Source organism: Falsirhodobacter sp. alg1 (assembly GCF_000739715.2).
GTDB lineage: Bacteria > Pseudomonadota > Alphaproteobacteria > Rhodobacterales > Rhodobacteraceae > Falsirhodobacter.
Genome location: NZ_BBJC02000002.1, coordinates 388,848 through 407,346 on the forward strand (window position 1 = coordinate 388,848; position 18,499 = coordinate 407,346).

General features: G+C 60.0%; 17 protein-coding genes and 1 tRNA gene. 4 read left to right on the forward strand and 14 right to left on the reverse strand.

Features of this window, described 5'->3' with window-relative positions; genetic code table 11:
- Positions 1 to 132 precede the first annotated feature (132 nt).
- Together mltG and fabF are read right to left on the reverse strand one after the other, a co-directional pair.
- Positions 133 to 1,314 (reverse strand): endolytic transglycosylase MltG, encoded by a 1,182-nt coding sequence (mltG, locus tag TR36_RS06065; protein WP_045389144.1) that lies wholly within the window; start codon positions 1,312 to 1,314, stop codon positions 133 to 135.
- The gene (gene fabF, locus TR36_RS06070) at positions 1,314 to 2,576 is read right to left on the reverse strand and encodes a beta-ketoacyl-ACP synthase II (protein WP_045389141.1); all 1,263 of its coding nucleotides are present in this window, start codon (positions 2,574 to 2,576) and stop codon (positions 1,314 to 1,316) included. The genes mltG and fabF overlap by 1 nt, the downstream gene beginning before the upstream one ends.
- A gap of 134 nt (positions 2,577 to 2,710) precedes the next feature.
- Between fabF and TR36_RS06075 the strand changes: the two genes are divergently transcribed.
- Positions 2,711 to 3,247, forward strand: a complete 537-nt coding sequence (locus tag TR36_RS06075; RefSeq protein ID WP_153010504.1) for a biliverdin-producing heme oxygenase — start codon at positions 2,711 to 2,713, stop codon at positions 3,245 to 3,247.
- 5 nt (positions 3,248 to 3,252) lie between these two features.
- On the forward strand, positions 3,253 to 5,763 hold the full coding sequence (locus tag TR36_RS06080) for an HWE histidine kinase domain-containing protein (RefSeq protein WP_045389138.1): 2,511 nt from the start codon (positions 3,253 to 3,255) through the stop codon (positions 5,761 to 5,763).
- A 48-nt stretch (positions 5,764 to 5,811) separates the two neighbouring features.
- On the opposite strand, the gene TR36_RS06085 is transcribed toward TR36_RS06080, so the two are convergent.
- The 6 genes from TR36_RS06085 to TR36_RS15470 form a co-directional block, all read right to left on the reverse strand.
- Positions 5,812 to 6,045: an acyl carrier protein gene (locus TR36_RS06085; protein WP_045389136.1), complete on the reverse strand. Its 234-nt coding sequence runs from the start codon at positions 6,043 to 6,045 to the stop codon at positions 5,812 to 5,814.
- A 164-nt stretch (positions 6,046 to 6,209) separates the two neighbouring features.
- Complete coding sequence (gene fabG, locus TR36_RS06090; protein ID WP_062762676.1) at positions 6,210 to 6,947, reverse strand: 3-oxoacyl-ACP reductase FabG; 738 nt, start codon at positions 6,945 to 6,947, stop codon at positions 6,210 to 6,212.
- Between the two features lie 14 nt (positions 6,948 to 6,961).
- Positions 6,962 to 7,903 (reverse strand): ACP S-malonyltransferase, encoded by a 942-nt coding sequence (gene fabD, locus TR36_RS06095; RefSeq protein WP_153010520.1) that lies wholly within the window; start codon positions 7,901 to 7,903, stop codon positions 6,962 to 6,964.
- A 153-nt stretch (positions 7,904 to 8,056) separates the two neighbouring features.
- Positions 8,057 to 9,463, reverse strand: coding sequence for a type I glutamate--ammonia ligase (gene glnA / locus TR36_RS06100; protein WP_045389132.1), 1,407 nt, complete (start codon positions 9,461 to 9,463; stop codon positions 8,057 to 8,059).
- Between the two features lie 36 nt (positions 9,464 to 9,499).
- The gene (locus TR36_RS06105; RefSeq protein ID WP_045389129.1) at positions 9,500 to 9,838 is read right to left on the reverse strand and encodes a P-II family nitrogen regulator; all 339 of its coding nucleotides are present in this window, start codon (positions 9,836 to 9,838) and stop codon (positions 9,500 to 9,502) included.
- Positions 9,839 to 9,869: 31 nt separating this feature from the next.
- Entirely contained in the window at positions 9,870 to 10,115 is a 246-nt protein-coding gene (locus TR36_RS15470; RefSeq protein ID WP_153010505.1) for a hypothetical protein, read from the reverse strand.
- Between the two features lie 292 nt (positions 10,116 to 10,407).
- Here TR36_RS15470 and TR36_RS06110 point away from each other — a divergent pair, with 292 nt between their 5' ends.
- On the forward strand, positions 10,408 to 11,343 hold the full coding sequence (locus TR36_RS06110; RefSeq protein ID WP_153010506.1) for a hypothetical protein: 936 nt from the start codon (positions 10,408 to 10,410) through the stop codon (positions 11,341 to 11,343).
- Positions 11,344 to 11,443: 100 nt separating this feature from the next.
- Here the strand turns inward: TR36_RS06110 and TR36_RS06115 are convergent.
- A tRNA-Leu gene (locus tag TR36_RS06115) sits at positions 11,444 to 11,527 on the reverse strand.
- 258 nt (positions 11,528 to 11,785) lie between these two features.
- Here TR36_RS06115 and tig point away from each other — a divergent pair.
- Complete coding sequence (gene tig / locus TR36_RS06120) at positions 11,786 to 13,120, forward strand: trigger factor (RefSeq protein WP_045389123.1); 1,335 nt, start codon at positions 11,786 to 11,788, stop codon at positions 13,118 to 13,120.
- A gap of 59 nt (positions 13,121 to 13,179) precedes the next feature.
- Here tig and TR36_RS06125 read toward each other — a convergent pair whose 3' ends face one another.
- Genes TR36_RS06125 through TR36_RS06145 form a run of 5 tightly spaced genes read right to left on the reverse strand, consistent with a single transcriptional unit; the run spans position 13,180 to position 18,428 of the window.
- Complete coding sequence (locus tag TR36_RS06125) at positions 13,180 to 14,595, reverse strand: FAD-binding oxidoreductase (RefSeq protein ID WP_045389120.1); 1,416 nt, start codon at positions 14,593 to 14,595, stop codon at positions 13,180 to 13,182.
- On the reverse strand, positions 14,592 to 15,176 hold the full coding sequence (locus TR36_RS06130) for a GNAT family N-acetyltransferase (protein WP_045389117.1): 585 nt from the start codon (positions 15,174 to 15,176) through the stop codon (positions 14,592 to 14,594). The genes TR36_RS06125 and TR36_RS06130 overlap by 4 nt, the downstream gene beginning before the upstream one ends.
- Positions 15,176 to 16,435, reverse strand: coding sequence for a pitrilysin family protein (locus tag TR36_RS06135; RefSeq protein WP_062762679.1), 1,260 nt, complete (start codon positions 16,433 to 16,435; stop codon positions 15,176 to 15,178). Before TR36_RS06135 ends, TR36_RS06130 begins: the two co-directional genes overlap by 1 nt.
- Positions 16,432 to 17,817, reverse strand: coding sequence for a threonine synthase (thrC, locus tag TR36_RS06140; RefSeq protein ID WP_062762683.1), 1,386 nt, complete (start codon positions 17,815 to 17,817; stop codon positions 16,432 to 16,434). The genes TR36_RS06135 and thrC overlap by 4 nt, the downstream gene beginning before the upstream one ends.
- Entirely contained in the window at positions 17,814 to 18,428 is a 615-nt protein-coding gene (locus TR36_RS06145; RefSeq protein ID WP_062762686.1) for an SURF1 family cytochrome oxidase biogenesis protein, read from the reverse strand. The genes thrC and TR36_RS06145 overlap by 4 nt, the downstream gene beginning before the upstream one ends.
- Positions 18,429 to 18,499: the final 71 nt, after the last annotated feature.

Consider the following 18,499-nt stretch of genomic DNA (forward strand, 5'->3'; position numbering starts at 1 on the left):
AAAACGGCCCGAAGGGCAGCGCCCCGGGCCGTTCGTACATTCTTCCAGCATGCATGAATCCCTATCAGGGACCGCGCGCAAAGTCAAGCAAATACAATATGTTAACCGATCGCATGCTTTACGATCCGTTCATCATTCGCGCGTTTGCACTCCGCCCTCGGGCAGCTCGCCCTTGGCACGCTCGATCTCGCGCCACTTCGCAACATTGGCGTTATGCTCGTCCAGCGTCCGTGCAAACGCATGCCCGCCCGATCCATCCGCCACGAAGAACAGATAATCGGAATCCGCCGGATGCAACGTCGCCTCAATGCTCAACCGCCCCGGATTGGCAATCGGCGTCGGCGGCAAACCGTCGATGACATATGTATTGTAGGGCGTCCGCGCCCGAAGCTCCGATGCCCGCAGGCCACGACCCAATGTGCCCTCACCCTTGGTCACGCCATAGATCACCGTCGGATCCGTCTGCAGACGCATGCCCTGACGCAGCCGGTTCACAAAGACACTCGCCACCATCGGCCGCTCGTCCGCAATCCCCGTTTCCTTCTCCACGATAGAGGCCATGACAAGGGCTTCTGCCATCGTTTCATAGGGCAGACCTTCCTCACGTCCGGCCCACATATCATTCAAAATCCGCTGTTGGCGCGCTGCCATCAGCAGCAGCAACTCCGAGCGGTTGTCCCCCTTGGAAACCTCGTAGCTGTCGGGCGCCAGCGTTCCTTCATCCGGCACTTCGGCCACATCGCCGTTCAGGAAATCGGCCCGCTTCAGGCTGTCCACAACCTGCCAGCTCGTCACACCTTCCGCCAGTGTCACCCGCAGGCGCAGGTCGTCATCCGCCTCGGCTTCCGCCAGCGCTTCGGGCATCTCGCCCGCCTGCGGATCATACTTCACGATTTCCTCGAACCGTCCCGTTGCCGGGTTCAGATCACGCAGCACCATCTGCGATGAGGCTACGCCGATCTGATAGTTGATCTCGCGCCCGCAGGTCGATTGCCCGCCCGCCGTCACGATATCCAGAATCTGCGGCATGGAGGCAGAGGTCGGGATCAGATAGCTTCCGAACTTTTCCTGCCCGCCCTTGCCAGAGTAATTCGCCCCGATCCGGTAAACGGTACCGCTGCTGATCGCTCCCTGCTTCTCCAGCGTGGCTGCGATCGTTCTCGTGTTCTCGCCGCGTTCGATCCGCAAACAGATCGGCTGCGCCAACGGCCCGGGTTCATAGAAAGTCTGTCGCCCCCAAGCGATCAGGCCCGCTGCCAGAACCAGCAGCACGATGAACATCGTCAACGTGTTGGAGGCGATTGATTTCCACATCAGTCAGTCACCCGCCCCAGAACCAGGCTGGCATTCGTCCCGCCGAACCCGAAAGAGTTCGACAGAACGTAATCGATCTTCCGCTTCACCGCCGCATTCGGCGCCAGGTCCAGCTTGGTCTCGACAGCCGGCGTATCAAGGTTGATCGTCGGCGGGGCAATCTGGTCCCGGATGGCCAACACACAGAAAATCGCCTCGGTCGATCCCGCTGCCCCCAACAGATGCCCGATGGAGGATTTGGTCGAGCTCATGGTCGCATTCGCCGCAGCGTCGCCCAACAGCCGCTCCACAGCCCCCAGCTCGATGGTATCCGCCATCGTCGAGGTGCCGTGCGCGTTGATGTAATCAATCTGCGAGGGGCTGATGTTTGCCCGGGCCAAGGCCGCCTGCATCGCACGGAACCCGCCATTGCCATCCTCGGAGGGCGCCGTGATGTGATAGGCATCCCCCGACATCCCGTACCCCAGAACCTCGGCATAGATCTTGGCGCCACGGGCCTTTGCGTGTTCGTATTCCTCCAGAACCACGATACCCGCACCTTCACCCATCACGAACCCGTCGCGATCAGCGTCATAGGGGCGGCTCGCCTTCTTGGGATCATCTCCGCGCTTGGTTGACAGTGCCTTGCAGGCATTGAACCCCGCGATCCCGATTTCCGAGATCGGGCTCTCCGCCCCACCGGCGACCATCACATCGGCATCACCGAATGCAATCAGCCGTGCCGCATCGCCAATCGCATGCGCCCCAGTGGAACAGGCCGTCACCACCGAATGGTTCGGCCCCTTGAACCCGAAACGGATCGAGACCTGACCGGAAACAAGGTTGATCAGCGCACTTGGAATAAAGAACGGCGAAACCCGCTTCGGCCCCTTTTCCTTGATCAGCACAGCCGTATCGGCGATCGCCGAAAGTCCGCCGATCCCGGACCCGATCATGACCCCAGTCCGCTCGCGGCTGGCCTCGTCCTCGGGTTCCCATCCGGCATCCCGGACGGCCTGCACCGCAGCAGCCATTCCGTACAGGATGAACTCATCAACCTTGCGCTGGTCTTTCGGCTCCATCCACTCATCGGGATTGAACGTTCCGTTGGTGCCATCACCCCGCGGAACCTCGCAGGCATATTTCGTGGCCACATTCGATGTATCGAACCGCGTGATCGGCCCCGCGCCGGATTCACCAGCCAACAGGCGTTTCCAAGTTTCCTCGACACCCGATGCCAACGGTGTGACCAGCCCCAAACCCGTAACGACGACACGACGCATATGCGACTTCCTCCAACAAATCTTTATGCCTGATACACGCGCCGCCGCACTGCTGCAACACGACGCCCGCGTATCAAGGGCAAACCACCGCAAGAACCCTTGCACATTGGCCACTTCCCGCTACGTTTCAACCGATGAACCGCCCCACCCGCCCCTCCGAACGTCGCTGGCAGTTGCGTGACGCAACGGCATCCGCCCATATGATCCTCGACACGGGTATCGGTCTCTTCACCACACGTGCCGCCTATGCGGAATATCTGTTGGGCATCCACCGCTTCCGTGCGCAGGTCGAGCCTTCGGTCAGCGGCTTTCGCATGGCCGACTGGCAGCCCCTCTGCCTGCTGCAGGACATGGCGCAGGATCTGGCGGATCTGTCGCTTGTCCCCCGCACCACCACACCGGACCGCCCCGCCCATGACAGTGCGGCGCTCGGCATCCTCTATGTGCTCGAAGGGTCGGCCCTCGGCGGGCAGCTCCTGCGCAAGCAGGCGGCCAGGCTTGGCCTTGATGAAACCTTCGGCGCACGGCACCTGCGGCACGGCCCTGCGCATTGGCAGGCCTTCCTGTCCGTATTGGACGCGGCTACCCCCTATGATCCGGACATGGCCATCGCTGCGGCAAGGGCAACATTCGAACGCGCAACCTCCGCCTTCCAACTCAAAACCGCCTGATCATCATGCCCGACACAAATCTCTCGAACTGTGATCGTGAACCGATCCACATTCCCGGCGCAATCCAGACGCATGGCGTCCTGTTCGCCTTTGATGAACAGATGCAGATGCTGCAACAGCATTCCGCCAACTGCAGCAGCCTCCTCGGCATCCCCCTCTCCGAAACTGCCGACGGCATCTTCGGAGAGGCGCTGACCGATCAGCTCCGTAACGCCCTTGTCACGGACCAGCCCAAGAACCGCCCGACACTGTTCTTCGCAGAGCGGCTTCCATCGGGGGCGGTGGTCGACATAGCCATCCACCAGAATGGCGGCACCACGATCGCCGAACTGGAACCGGCGCCCGAAACCACGGAATCTCCGCTGCGGCTGACACGCAGCATGACCGACGCCATCAGTGATTGCACATCCGTCCGCGATATCGTCGCGCAGGTCACCCGCACCATCCGCGGCAAACTCGGCTATGATCGTGTGATGGTCTATGAATTCGCCACGAACGGCTCCGGCAAGGTGATCGCCGAAGATCGCAGCGAAGGTCTGGAAAGCTTTCTCGGCCAGCACTTTCCGGCCACCGACATTCCGGTACAGGCACGTCGGCTTTACCGCGCAAATACGATCCGGCTGATCACGGATGCCTCGAACGCCCGCAGCGCCCTGGTGCCCGAAACCCACCACGGCCTTCCGCTGGACCTGTCACACGCGCATCTGCGCGCCGTTTCCCCCATCCATTGCGAATACCTGCGCAACATGGGCGTTGCCGCATCCATGTCTATCTCCATTCTGGTGGATGGAGAGCTGTGGGGGCTGATCGCCTGCCATCACTACAGTCCGCGCACCCTGTCGATGTATCAGCGCGTCGCGGCCGAGATGTTCGGAGAATTCCTGTCCCTGCACATCGGCGCCCTGATCCACAAGGCCGCACTCGACTCCGCCTCCGAAGCCCGCCGCCGGCTTGAAAATCTGGCAGGTCTCGGCGCCGGAACGGATGTCGCAGGGATGCTGCGCTCCGGCATGAATGACCTCTGCGCGCTCATTCCCTGCGACGGAGTGGCCCTTGTGCTGGAGGATGAGCTTCTGGTGCAGGGTGCCGTACCTCCGAATGCCGCCATCCGCAATCTGGCCGCTGACATCCCGCCCGATCCGCATGACCTGATCTGGAAAACCGACAGCCTTGTAACCCATACAGCCGATGCAGAAAATTACGCCGAACGTGCCGCAGGCGTTCTGGCCGTTCAGGTGTCACAGCAACCGCAGGATTGGGTGATGTTCTTCCGGCGGGAGCAGGTGCAGAAGCTCGAATGGGCGGGCAACCCGGAAAAGTCCTACACAAGCGGCCCGATGGGTGATCGCCTTACTCCCCGCAAAAGCTTCGCCCTGTGGAAAGAGGACGTTCACCGCCATTCCGACCCATGGACGAAGGCCGACATGGAAACTGTCCGCATGCTGCGCACCTCTCTAGTGGAGCCAATTTTGCGGCAGACCGAGGCGATGGCCGAAGAGCGTGCACGGGCAGATCTTCGCCAGCGTGTCCTGAATGATGAATTGAACCACCGCGTCAAAAACATCCTCGCCGTCATCAAATCGGTTATCGGCCACCCGGTCGAAGAGGGCCGGACGCTGGAATCCTACGTCCAATCGCTCAAGGGACGGATACAGGCCCTGTCCCTGGCCCACGATCAGGTAATGCGAGGCGATGGTGGCGGTTCTCTCGGCGCATTGCTGGCAGCCGAGCTGGCCCCCTACGGCGATGCCGCCGAAATTTGGATCGAGGGGCAGGATGCCCTTCTGGACAGTCGTGGCTTTTCGGTCATGGCACAGGTCCTGCACGAATTGGCCACCAATGCCGCCAAATATGGTGCCCTGTCCGCCCCCGATGGTGCCTTGCAGGTCACATGGTACAGAACCAGTGAAGGGGATTGCCACCTGACATGGATCGAAACCGGTGGACCTGCCGTCATAGCTCCCGACCATACCGGGTTCGGCTCCTTGCTGCTGAAACGCTCGCTGCCCTTTGATCTCGGCGGCAGCAGCCACATCGAATATCTGCCTACCGGCGTCAAAGCCGAATTCACCCTTCCAGCCCGCCACGTCCGTTTCAAGGAAATCCAAATGTCCGCAACCACATCCGCCACATCCGGCACAGACAGCCCGACCCTGCCGGAACAGGCCCATGTCATGCTGCTCGAAGATCAGTTGCTGATTGCAATGGATGTAGAGGCTATGCTCGAAGAATCCGGGTTCCAGCGCATTTCGCTGGCCCGCAACGTCGCGCAGGCAATGGATCTGATCAAGGGTGAGGGAATCGAACTCGCGATGCTCGACGTCAATCTGGGTCAGGAAACATCGATTCCCGTCGCCGAGGAATTGCGCGCACGCGGCATCCCCTTTGTTTTCGCAACTGGCTACGACGAAGGGTCGGCCCTGCCCGAAGGGATGCGGGATGTCACCATCGTGCGCAAACCGTATGACATCGACAATCTCGTACAGGCCCTGACGTCGGCCTTTCACCGAACATAAAAAAGAGCGCCCGCAAGGGCGCTCCTTTCAAATCGGTCTTCAAAGCGATCAAACAGCTTCGGAGATGAATTTTACTGCGTCACCAAAGGTTTGGATCGTTTCAGCAGCGTCGTCCGGGATCTCGATGCCGAACTCTTCCTCAAAAGCCATCACCAGCTCGACGGTATCGAGGCTGTCGGCACCCAGATCGTCGATGAACGAAGCATTCTCGGTCACTTTTTCTTCTTCGACGCCAAGATGCTCGACGACGATCTTTTTCACACGATCAGCGATGTCGCTCATGTTATGTCCTTATTCGTTGCGGGAGCGGTCCCGTCCCAATTGTCTTTGCCCGAAGGCGGTTATCCCGACAGTGCGACGGGGTGCCCCGGTGGCGTTGCCGCCCCCGTGGTCTCGAGCGCGCTATAGCAAGGGATATGTGCCAAGGCAAACGCTTTCAAGCCCTTTCAAATCATCGCCATTCCGCCGTTCACATGTAGCGTCGCGCCGGTCACATATCCGGCCTCAACGCTAGCAAGGTACAACACGGCTGCGGAGATATCTTCGGGGGTCCCCATCCGGCCTGACGGGATCTGAGCGGAAATCCGCCCTTTCTGGTCTTCGGTCAGCTTGTCGGTCATCGGCGTGGCGATGAAACCGGGCGCCACACAGTTCACCGTGATGCCACGGCTTGCCACTTCCGACGCCAAACTCTTGGACATCGCGACCATTCCGGCCTTTGCAGCGGAATAGTTGACCTGCCCCGGATTGCCCGTCGCTCCGACGATGGAGGAGATGTTGATGATCCGGCCCCACCGCGCCTTCATCATTCCGCGCAACACACCACGGCACAAACGGAAGGTCGACGTCAGGTTCACATCGATCACCTGCTGCCAGTCGTCATCGCTCATCCGCATGGCCAGATTGTCGCGTGTCATCCCGGCATTGTTGACCAGAATATCCAGCGAGCCCATCGCCTCAGCTGCTGCCTTCGGCAGTGCCTCTACCGCCGCCGCATCGGACAGGTTGCAGGTGATGACGTGAACACGGTCCCCCAGCTCTGCCGCAAGCTCCTGTAGCGGCGCCTCACGGGTTCCCGAAAGCGCGACCGTCGCCCCGGCCCTGTGCAGCCCCCGCGCGATATCCGCACCGATGCCACCCGAAGCGCCGGTTACCAGCGCGTTCTTTCCATTCAAGTCAAACATTTGCATTCCTTTGTTCACGCACCAAGCGAAGCTTTGGCCGCCACTACATCCTCGGGCGTTCCGATAGCACGGACATCTGCGCCCTTGATGATCCGCTTGATCATACCCGAAAGTGCCTTACCCGAGCCGATTTCCCAGAACTCGGTGACACCGGCCGCTTCCATGAACTGCACCGACTCGCGCCAGCGCACAGATCCCGTGACCTGCGCGATCAGCAACGCCCGCAGGCGGTCAGGCTCGGTCACGGCCTCGGCCCGCACGTTTACCACGACGGGCATGGACGGCGCTTCGACCACGACCGCGGCCAGTGCCTCGGCCATTGCCGCTGCGGCAGGCTGCATCAGATCGCAGTGGAACGGCGCCGAAACCGGCAGCAACAAGGCCCGCTTGGCCCCGCGCGCCTTGGCAATCTCTACCGCACGATTCACGGCAGCGGTATGCCCCGACACCACGACCTGTGCCGGATCATTGTCGTTTGCCGCCTGACACACCTCACCATCAGCAGCTTCGACAGCGATCTCGGCAACCGTATCGAAATCCAGCCCGAGGATGGCAGCCATCGCCCCCAGACCGACCGGCACCGCCTCTTGCATCGCAGCCCCACGGGCCCGCAACAGGCGGGCCGTATCCGACAATGTCAGCGATCCGGCCGCGCAAAGCGCCGAATATTCCCCCAACGAATGCCCCGCAACAAAGGCAGCGGCATCCATAGTGATGCCTTCAGCCTCCATTGCCCGCAACGCCGCGATAGAGGTCGCCATCAGCGCCGGCTGCGCATTCGTGGTCAACGTCAGTGTTTCGATATCGCCGTTCCAGATCAGGTCCGACAGATTTTCCTGCAAGGCGTCATCCACCTCGTCAAATACAGCTTTCGCCTCCGGATAGGCCTCGGCAAGGGCACGGCCCATTCCGATGGTCTGGGCACCTTGGCCGGGAAAAACGAATGCACGCATGATGCTGGCTCCTTCAAGGGTTTGATCCGGAATATCCCGCGCCCCCGTCCAGCGCAACCGACGGCACTATTCCGAACGCGAACGCGCATGAAAAAAGGGCCACGAAAGCGGCCCTGAACGAACAAAGCCGCCCCAGGGGGCGGCTTCGACTGCATATCAGCAGCTGTAGTACATCTGGTATTCGATCGGGTGCGGCGTATGCTCATAGGCATAGACCTCTTCCCATTTCAGCGCCAGATAGCCCTCGATCTGGCTGCGGGTGAACACGTCACCGGCCAGCAGGAACTCGTGGTCTTTTTCCAGTTCCTCAAGTGCTTCGCGCAGCGAACCACAAACGGTCGGGATAGCGGCCAGTTCTTCGGGCGGCAGATCGTACAGATCCTTGTCCGAAGCCGCACCCGGATCGATCTTGTTCTTGATACCGTCAAGACCGGCCATCAACAGCGCCGAGAAGCACAGGTAAGGGTTCGCCGACGGATCGGGGAAGCGGGCCTCGACGCGTTTTGCCTTGGGCGATTCGGTCCACGGAATACGAACACAGCCCGAGCGGTTGCGTGCCGAATACGCGCGCAGAACCGGCGCTTCGAAACCGGGGATCAACCGTTTGTAGCTGTTGGTCGACGGGTTCGTGATCGCGTTCAGCGCCTTGGCATGCTTCAGGATGCCGCCGATGAACCAAAGGGCCTCATCCGACAGATCCGCATATTTGTCACCGGCGAACAGCGGCTTGCCGTCCTTCCAGATCGACATGTTCACGTGCATCCCGGTGCCGTTGTCGCCCTTGATCGGCTTCGGCATGAACGTCGCGGTCTTGCCATAGGCATGCGCAACGTTGTGGATGACATATTTGTACTTCTGGATGTTGTCTGCCTGCTCGGTCAGCTTACCGAAAATCAGACCCAGTTCGTGCTGTGCCGAGGCCACTTCGTGGTGGTGCTTGTCCACCTTCATGCCCATGCGCTTCATCGTCGACAGCATTTCGCCACGCAGATCGTGCGAATCGTCAACGGGGTTCACAGGGAAATAACCGCCCTTGACGCCCGCACGGTGGCCGGAGTTGCCGCCTTCATACGTCGTGTCCGTGTTCCACGATGCGTCGATCGCATCGACCTGGAACGAGACCTTGTTCATCGAGACCGAGTAACGGACATCGTCAAAGATGAAGAATTCCGCTTCGGGGCCGCAATAGAATGCGTCGCCGATGCCGCTGGACTTCAGATAGGCTTCTGCCTTCTCTGCCGTACCGCGCGGATCGCGATCGTAGGGCTCGTTCGTGTCGGGCTCGACAACGTTGCAGTGAATGCACAGTGTCTTCTCGGCGTAGAACGGATCGATATAGGCAGACGACGGATCCAGGATCAGTTTCATGTCCGACTGATCGATGGATTTCCAGCCCGCAATCGACGAGCCGTCAAACATGAAGCCTTCTTCGAAGAAATCCTCATCGACCAGATCGACAACCAGCGTCACGTGCTGGAGCTTGCCTTTCGGATCGGTAAAGCGGATGTCGACATATTCGACCTCCTCGTCCTTCATCAGGCTCAGAACTTCTTTGACGTTCATATCTCGTTTTATCCTTCCGTAAGGTTGGGATGCGGATCAGACCGCGTCGTCGCCGGTTTCGCCGGTACGAATGCGGATTGCTTGTTCAACAGGGCTGACAAAGATCTTGCCATCCCCGATTTTTTCGGTGCGGGCAGCCTGCACGATGGCGTCAATTGCGGCATCCACCAGCTCATCGGCCAGAACAACCTCGATCTTAACCTTCGGTAGAAAATCGACGACATATTCAGCGCCGCGATACAGTTCCGTATGGCCCTTCTGGCGGCCGAATCCCTTGACCTCTGTAACAGACAGCCCCTGAACTCCAGCAGCCTGAAGCGCTTCCTTAACTTCATCCAGCTTGAAGGGCTTGATGATCGCCTCAATCTTCTTCATGGGCCGACTCTCCCGCTAACCGTTCCTCTGGTTACTGACCATTTTCGGAAACAGGGAACAATCTGTCTGCATCTTTTGCACGAAATAGCGCCGCAAATAAAATTAATAACGCACAATAAGTAATCAATAAGCGCGTTATAAGTGCAGAATATAAATCTTGGGCCTGCATACGGTCCCACCACCCCATCATTCCGCCTAAATCTGAGGCAAACACGTCGCCTGTGGTGGCAGGTGAATAACCATTCCAGAAACACGTAAATCGATGATCAGTGCCCATACCCAGCTGCCCTGCAGCAAGGCCAGAAAAGGCCCATGGCGCAAAAGCACGGCAGCGGATGACTAATGCGCAGTTTTGCGCTAAATCGCCCCGAACAACGGATCATCGACGCAAACGCGCTAGAATACCCTATACCGACCATCAAGCAGGCCGTATCAGGTCCCTTCTGCAAAATTGCCAAAGTTGCCCCATACACCTACAGAAGCCCTCGCGCTTCCGATCAGCCTGAGTACCGGAGTCATTAGTGAAAAAACTGTTCCTCCACATTGGACACGGAAAAACCGGTTCCAGCATGCTCCAGACAAGCTTCCGCCTGAGCCGCGAGAATCTCCAGAATTCCGGAATCAGATACCCGGCTGCAGCTGACCTGAACCCCGCAGACGAGGCAGCCATAACCTCGGGCAATGCTGGCGTGCTCATGAAAAACCCGGAGAGTTTTGCGGCCGGCCTCAGGGAATACTGCACGGGACCTGAATCTCACCTCTTTTCCAATGAACTGATGTTCAATGACTGGGTAAAATGGGCCGAGCCCGGTGTGGTCGCCGATCTTGCCAAGGCCGCCGATTTTGCCCGCGTCGAAGTCCTTTTGTTCATCCGCAATCCGATCAGCCATGCGGCATCCGTATGGCAACAGGGAATCAAGCGAAGCGGGCGTACCGCCTCCATCGAGGATGTCTTTGCGAACTACAGGGTTCCCAGCCTCGTCGCGCGCCTGATCCGGCGGCTGGAGGGCATTGAAAACCTGACCCTGACGATCAAGAACTATAATGCCTGCCGCGCCACCCTGCTGCCCGAGGTGAGCCAGTGGCTGCAAATACCGGAAACCGCCCTGATCAAACCCAAAACGGCAACCATTAACCGGTCGCTGACGCGGGGTGAGCTGGAACTGCAGCTCGCGTTCAACCGCGTGTTTGGGAAATCGGGTGACATGCTCAGCGATCCGCTGTGCGAACAGTTGCCCGAAATCAAAGCGGATAAGGTTCTTCCATCCCTCGACGTGCAAAAAGCCCTATGGGACAACATGCGCAAGGACCGGCGCGTGGTGAACACCTTCGCGGGCCCCACGCACGGCTATGCTTTCGACAGCGGTGAGCCCTGCACGCTGGATGACAATATCTCCCTGTCCCGAGAGCAGATACGCGTCATGGTCGAATCCGTTGCCCTGCGCCTCAAAAGGAACGCGGGCAAAGCCTCGGCGAACAAAGGGTCTGCCACTTCGGACGAATGAAGATTGATAATCCTCATATCACATATCCCCCGGAAGGGGTCATATGTGATATGAGGATGACCTGTTACTCATAACGCCGACACAATCGCAATTGTTCGACTGGTACGGGCGAAGGGACTCGAACCCCCACACCTTGCGGCGGCAGGACCTAAACCTGCTGCGTCTACCATTCCGCCACGCCCGCACTGCGCCCCATCTACCTGCCCTGAATGATCAGGTCAATCCGTCCTGATGCCTTTGGATGAACGAAGGCCGGATACCTTGGATTACGCACCTGCGGCAGGAACAAACGGCCGCAGACAACCCCCCTTCACACCCCATAGTTTATTGGATAGAACGTCCGGCGAAGCGGGCGGACACCGGTTTTAGTTTCCGGTGACGTAGGGTGCGTCGGCCAGAATGCCTTCCCCCGTACCATTTAAGGTTTGAGAAGGACGATCATATGCAGGTCACCGAGACCCTGAACGAAGGCTTGAAACGCGGCTATAAGATCACCGTTCCGGCGGCAGACCTTGATGCCAAGGTGCAGGAAAAACTGCTCGAGGCGCAGCCCGAGGTCGAGATCAAGGGTTTCCGCAAAGGCAAGGTGCCTTTGGCGATGCTGAAAAAGCAATTCGGCCCGCGCGTCCTTGGTGATGCGATGCAGGAAGCCGTTGACGGCGCGATGAAAGACCACTTCGAAAAAACCGGCGACCGCCCTGCGATGCAGCCCGACGTGAAGATGGTCGGCGGCGACGAATGGAAAGAAGGTCAGGACGTTGTGGTCGAAATGACCTATGAAGCCCTGCCGGAAATTCCGGACATCGATGCATCCGGCGTCACGCTGGAGCGTCTGGTCGTCAAAGCTGACGACGCATCGGTTGAAGAAGCGCTGAAAAACCTGGCGTCGACCTCGTCGACCTTCACCGAGCGCAAGAAAAACGCCAAATCGCAAAAAGGCGATCAGGTTACGATCGACTTCAAGGGTTCGGTTGACGGAGAAGTGTTCGAAGGCGGTACCGCCGAGGATTATCCCCTCGTGCTTGGTTCCGGTTCGTTCATTCCGGGCTTCGAAGACCAGCTGATCGGCTACAAGGTTGATCAGGACGTCGAAGTCAAAGTGACCTTCCCCGAAGAATACGGCGCAGCGCATCTGGCAGGCAAAGAAGCCCTGTTCGAATGCAAGGTGAAGTCGGTCAAGTACCCGAAAGAAGCGGAACTTGATGACGAGCTGGCAAAGAAATTCGGCGCCGAGGATCTGGAAGGTCTGAAAACCCAGATCGCCGGTCGTCTGGAAGGCGAATATCAGGGCGCCGCACGCGCCGTGATGAAGCGTTCGCTGCTGGACCAACTGGACAAGATGGTCAGCTTCGAGCTGCCTCCGAGCCTGGTAGAAGCCGAAGCGGGTCAGATCGCGCACCAGTTGTGGCACGAGGAAAACCCCGACCACCAAGGTCACGACCACGATTCGATCGAAACCACCGACGAGCACAAGAAGCTGGCCGAACGTCGCGTTCGCCTTGGCCTGCTGCTGGCCGAAGTTGGCCGCAAAGCCGACGTTCAGGTGACCGATCAGGAAATGACCCAAGCCGTCCTGAACCAGGCACGCCAGTACCCGGGACAAGAGCGTCAGTTTTTCGAATTCGTTCAGAAGAACCCGCAAATGCAACAGCAACTGCGCGCACCGATCTTCGAAGACAAAGTCGTCGATCACATCGTTGCAGGTGCAAACGTATCGGAAAAAGAGATTTCGAAGGAAGAACTTCAGAAATCCATCGACGCGCTGGACGAGATCTGATCCACGCGTTTCGGCCCGGAATGAAAGGAGCCGCCCTTCGGGGCGGCTCCTTTTTCGTTTCAGCGCCTGAGAACAGCGCCCGGGTTCATGATCCCCCTCGGGTCCAGCGCATCCTTGATGCGCCGCATCGCCCCTATCCGCCCCGGATCGCCGTATCGCTCCAATTCACCAACCTTCAGACGCCCAAGCCCGTGTTCCGCGCTGAACGATCCGTCAAGTTCGTGTACCAGATCGTGGACGATCCGCGTCATGTCCGATGCAACACTGGTATAATCCTGCTTTACCCGCCCGATTGCCGGAAACAGGTTATAATGCAGGTTGCCGTCCCCCATATGCCCGAAGCAATTGATACGGATGCCATAACCCTCCAGCGCCTGCCCGGATTTGCGCACAAAATCCGGAATGGCGGACAGAGGCAACGAAATGTCATGGCTCGCAATGGCCCCGACCTTCACATTCGCGATCGGGATGGATTCACGCAACGTCCAGAAGGCGGCGCGTTGCCCTTCGGATGCCGCGATCACCCCGTCCTGAACCAGCCCTTCTTCCAGCGCGGCGGCGAACAAGGCCTCCATCTCGGCACCGGCATCCATAGAGGCGGGCAAGCCGATTTCAATCAGGACCGACCATTCGGGTGGTTCGGCAAAAGGCTGTCGCACATCGGGCAGATGCTCGTTCAGAAATTCGAAGCTGCGCCGGGCGATCAATTCAAAAGCGTCAATCATCCCCGGCAGCCGCGTTTGTGTCAGCGCCAGAAGCCGCAACGCCGCCGCGGGGTCTGTTACAGCCAGATAGGCCGTCGCCACATTGGCGGGTCGCGCAAACAACCGCAAACTCGCAGCGGTGATGATCCCCAGCGTTCCCTCGGCCCCGATCAACAGGTTCCGCAGGTCATAGCCCGTGTTGTCTTTACGCAGGCGGCGCAGGCCGTGCAGGATCGACCCATCAGGGAGAACAGCCTCAAGCCCCAGACATAGATCCCGCGCCATTCCATAGCGCAATACATTCAATCCGCCTGCATTGGTGGACAGCAGTCCGCCAATCCGCGCCGTGCCCTCGGACCCGAGCGACAGTGGAAACAACCGTCCCGCATCCTGAGCACCCGCCTGCACATCCGCCAGTATCGCACCGGCTTCGACCACCATGGCATTTTCCGCCGGATAGATCGCCCGTATCCGGTTCATCCGCTCGGTAGAGATCAGAAGAGGTAACGCACCCTCCACAATCACCTGCCCGCCGACCAACCCCGTACTACCCCCCAGCGGCACGATCGCAACACCCTCTGCATGGCAGGCGCTCACGATCACCGATGTTTCCGCGGCAGTCCTTGGCATGGCCACTGCAGTGGGCTGTCCGATAAACCGGCCGCGTGGTTCCGTCAGATGTCTGGGTTCGGCCGCACGTATCGTATCGGGCGGCAGCTGCTCCTCCAGCTTCTGCAGAAACGCCGCATCTGCCGAACGTAGATCGGTCATCGTGCCCCCGTTCGCCCGCGCCTGTCATTGCGAAGGTTGGAATACAGAACATGGTTGCGCCAGCGGCCCGCAATCTGCAGGTAACTCTGGGCCACCCCTTCGTATTTGAAACCGCATTTCTCCAGCACCCCCCTGGAGGGAGCATTTTCCGGCAGGCAGGCAGCCTCCAACCGGCTGAGGTCCATGACCGTGAAGGCATGATGCGTCAGGCCCAGAATCGCCTCACGCATGAACCCCTGCCGGGCAAAGGGCTGCCCCACCCAATAGCCCAGCGTTCCCGCTTGGGCAGGGCCGCGCCGCACGTTGTCCAGCGTGATCGCCCCGACCAGCGTCTGATCTTCGCGGCGGATCAGCATGAGCGGCAGCGCCGACCCGTCCGAAGCCGAGCGCGCCGACCACGCCACACGATTGGTAAATGCCCGCCGCGTCAGATGGTCAGGCGACCAGATCGGATCCCATGGATGAAGAAAGTCGGCGCTGCTTTCACGCAGCCCCGACCATGCAGGATAATCGCTGTTTTGCGGCAGACGCAGCGTCAGCCGTTCGGTCTCGATCCGGTGGCCACGTCTAATCCCCAACATCAGGCAGCAAGCCTCCGTCGGATAACCTCCAGATCAGGCGCATTCGCAATCTGGCCGTACAGCGCAAGCGCGGATGGCGCGGTCAGCAGGCGTTCGGCACAGCCCCGCACATCCTCCACCGTGACGGCATCCACACGCACCACCGATTCCTCCACCTCGGGCACACGGCCCCAGATCGCCAGCAGGCGGGCAATGCGCTCGGCACGGGCCGATGGGCTTTCCAGCCCCATCAGCATACCGGCCTTCATCTGCGCCCGCGCACGGGCAACTTCGGCCTCGGTCATATCCTCGGCAGCACGCTTCATCTCGTCGATCGTCAGACCGGCCAGATCGGCAACCTCCTCACCCGAGGTGCCCGAATACACAGTAATCTGCCCCGTATCCTCATAGGCCCCCGACTGGGCAAAGATGGTATAGCACAGACCACGCTCCTCACGGATCTTCTGGAACAGGCGCGATGACATCCCGCCCCCCATGACCATGCCGTAAACCTGCGCCGCATAGACATCATCGTGGCGATAGCTGGGCGCATCGAACGACAGCGCGAAATGCGCCTGTTCCAGCGTCTTTACCTCGCGACGCTCTCCGCCGACAAATTTGGCAGGCTGGACCGGCTTCGTACCAACCGGCTTCAGATCACCGAAGATTTCGGTGGCCTGGGCCACGATGGCATCGTGATCGACCGCCCCCGCCGCCGACAGGATCATTTGGTCCGGGCCGTAATGCTCGTCCACAAACCGGCGCAGATCCTCACGTGTAAAGGATTCCACCCGCGCCTCGGGTCCCAGAATGGTGCGCCCGAACGCCTGATCGGGATAGGATGCCTCGTGCAGCCAGTCAAAGATGATGTCATCGGGGGTATCGATCGCCTGCCCGATTTCCTGCAGGATCACGCCCCGCTCCACCTCGATCTCCCGCTGGTCGAAAACCGGGTTCAGCACGATGTCCGAAATCACATCCAGCGCCAGCGGCACGTCGGCCTGCAGAACCCGCGCATAATAGGCGGTCATCTCGCGGCTGGTATAGGCGTTGATGTAGCCGCCGACATCCTCGATCTCTTCGGCGATCTGCAGCGACGTCCGGCGCTTGGTCCCCTTGAAGGCCATATGCTCCAGAAAATGGGCAATGCCGTTCTGCTCGGCCCGCTCGTGCCGCCCGCCCGCCTGCACCCAGATGCCGATGGAAGAGGACAAAAGCCCCGGCATCTGTTCGGTGACAATGCGGAATCCGTTGGGAAGTGTGGTCAGGCGGGTCGTCAAAGAGCGATCCTTTCGCGAACGAGGGTCTGAAGCGCGCCTAGGTCATTCGGAACCTCGGTCATCCGTTCGGCGCGGGTGAACAAATCTGCCATATGCGGCGGCAATTCACACCGGACGCCCCCTGCTGCCTCAACGGCATCGGGGAACTTGGCCGGATGTGCGGTTGCCAGCGTGATCATGGGCACAGGGCCAAGATGGTGTTGCGCCACCGCAACGCCAATAGCCGAATGCGGACAAAGCAGCTCTCCGGTGGCAGAAAGCGTCTGGCGAATGGTTTCTGCCGTTTCCTCCTCGGAAACACGGCCCGATGCAAAGGTGTCCTGCAAGGCGGCAAGCGCGCCTTGGCTGATGGCAAAGCCGCCAGTCTTCATCTCGTCCATCAGTTGCGACACGGCGCTGCCCTCGCCGTCATAGGCGTAGAACAGGGCCCGTTCGAAGTTGGACGAAACCTGAATGTCCATCGACGGGCTCATCGACGGGACAACTCCTGTGGGCCGGTATTCACCGGTGGACAGGGCGCGGTGCAGAATGTCGTTCTGGTTGGTCGCAACCACCAGCTTCTCGATCGGAAGCCCCATGCGGCGCGCGATGTATCCGGCAAAGATGTCACCGAAGTTTCCAGTCGGCACGGTAAAGCTGACAGGACGGTGTGGCGCACCAAGCGCGGTTGCCGCGGTAAAGTAATAGACGACCTGCGCCAGAACGCGCGCCCAGTTGATCGAATTCACCCCCGCCAGACGGACATCGTCCCGGAATGCGAAATCGTTGAACATATCCTTCACGCGGGCCTGACAATCGTCGAAATCCCCTTCCAGCGCAAAGGCGTGAACGTTGGGTTCGGCCGGTGTCGTCATCTGGCGGCGCTGCACTTCGGACACGCGGCCCTTCGGGAACAGGATCACCACATCCACATTCGGCAGGCCCTTGAACGCCTCGATCGCGGCCGATCCGGTATCCCCCGAGGTGGCCCCCACGATCGTGATCCGCTCTCCCGACTTTGCCAGCGCGGCCTGCATCAGCTGACCGATCAGCTGCATGGCGAAATCCTTGAACGCCAGCGTCGGCCCGTGGAACAGCTCCAGCAGGAAATGGTTCTGCGCCAGTTGCACCAATGGCGCGCGCGCCTCATGCGCGAAACCGGCGTAGGCCGCAGCGATCAACGGCACCAGTTCGTCGTCCGAGAATGTTTCGGCCACGAACGGGCGGATCACACGCAGCACCACCTCCTCATAGGGCAGACCTGCCAGACCGGCAATTTCCTCTGCCGTGAAGGTCGGAATGGTTTCGGGCAAATACAGGCCGCCATCACGGGCAAGGCCGGTCATCATCGCCTCACCGAACGTCAGAGCGGGGGCTTTACCACGGGTCGATACATATTTCATTGCGTCAAACTTCCTTCGCCACGCCGCTTGATACGCCACAGAACAACCAGAGTCACGCCCGCCCATAGGCCCGCCAACACGAACCACCACAAAGGCCGTGCATGGCGCGGAACAAACGCCGCAGGATCGACCGGCACCGGCATGATGCCATCCCCCGTCGGCGTGGCAGCTATGACCATCACGGGGCCTGCATCCAGCTTTTCGCTCAATGCCGTCAGCCCGGCGGGCCAGACCAGCGTGCCGTTCATCTCGACGTTCGTGGCGGTCAGTGCATCATCCCGCCACGCCTCATAGATGAACCCGCGATCAAGGATGATCCGGCGATCGCCCATGTCCAGAGTTTGGCGCACCCTGTACCCCGCCCCCATGACAGGGTCTGTCACGGATAACAGATCCACATGATCCAGCAGCACGCCCTGCACCCGTACGGCCCGGAAGGCATCCTGCTGCGGATCTGGGGTATCGGGAATCGTCTCGGGCAGTCCTTGCAGCGCCACCTCGGCCAGTGCGATCTGCGCCCGCGCCCGTTCTTCGTCGCGGACATCCAGCATGACCAATGTCAGGCCAAGAAGCAGCCCCACCACGCCAAGCACCACCAGAAGCCGCTTCACCGCGCCTCCACAGGCACAGGGGCGGGTTCGATCATCTTGGCAATGGCGATGGTGAACACCAGTGCCGCGAA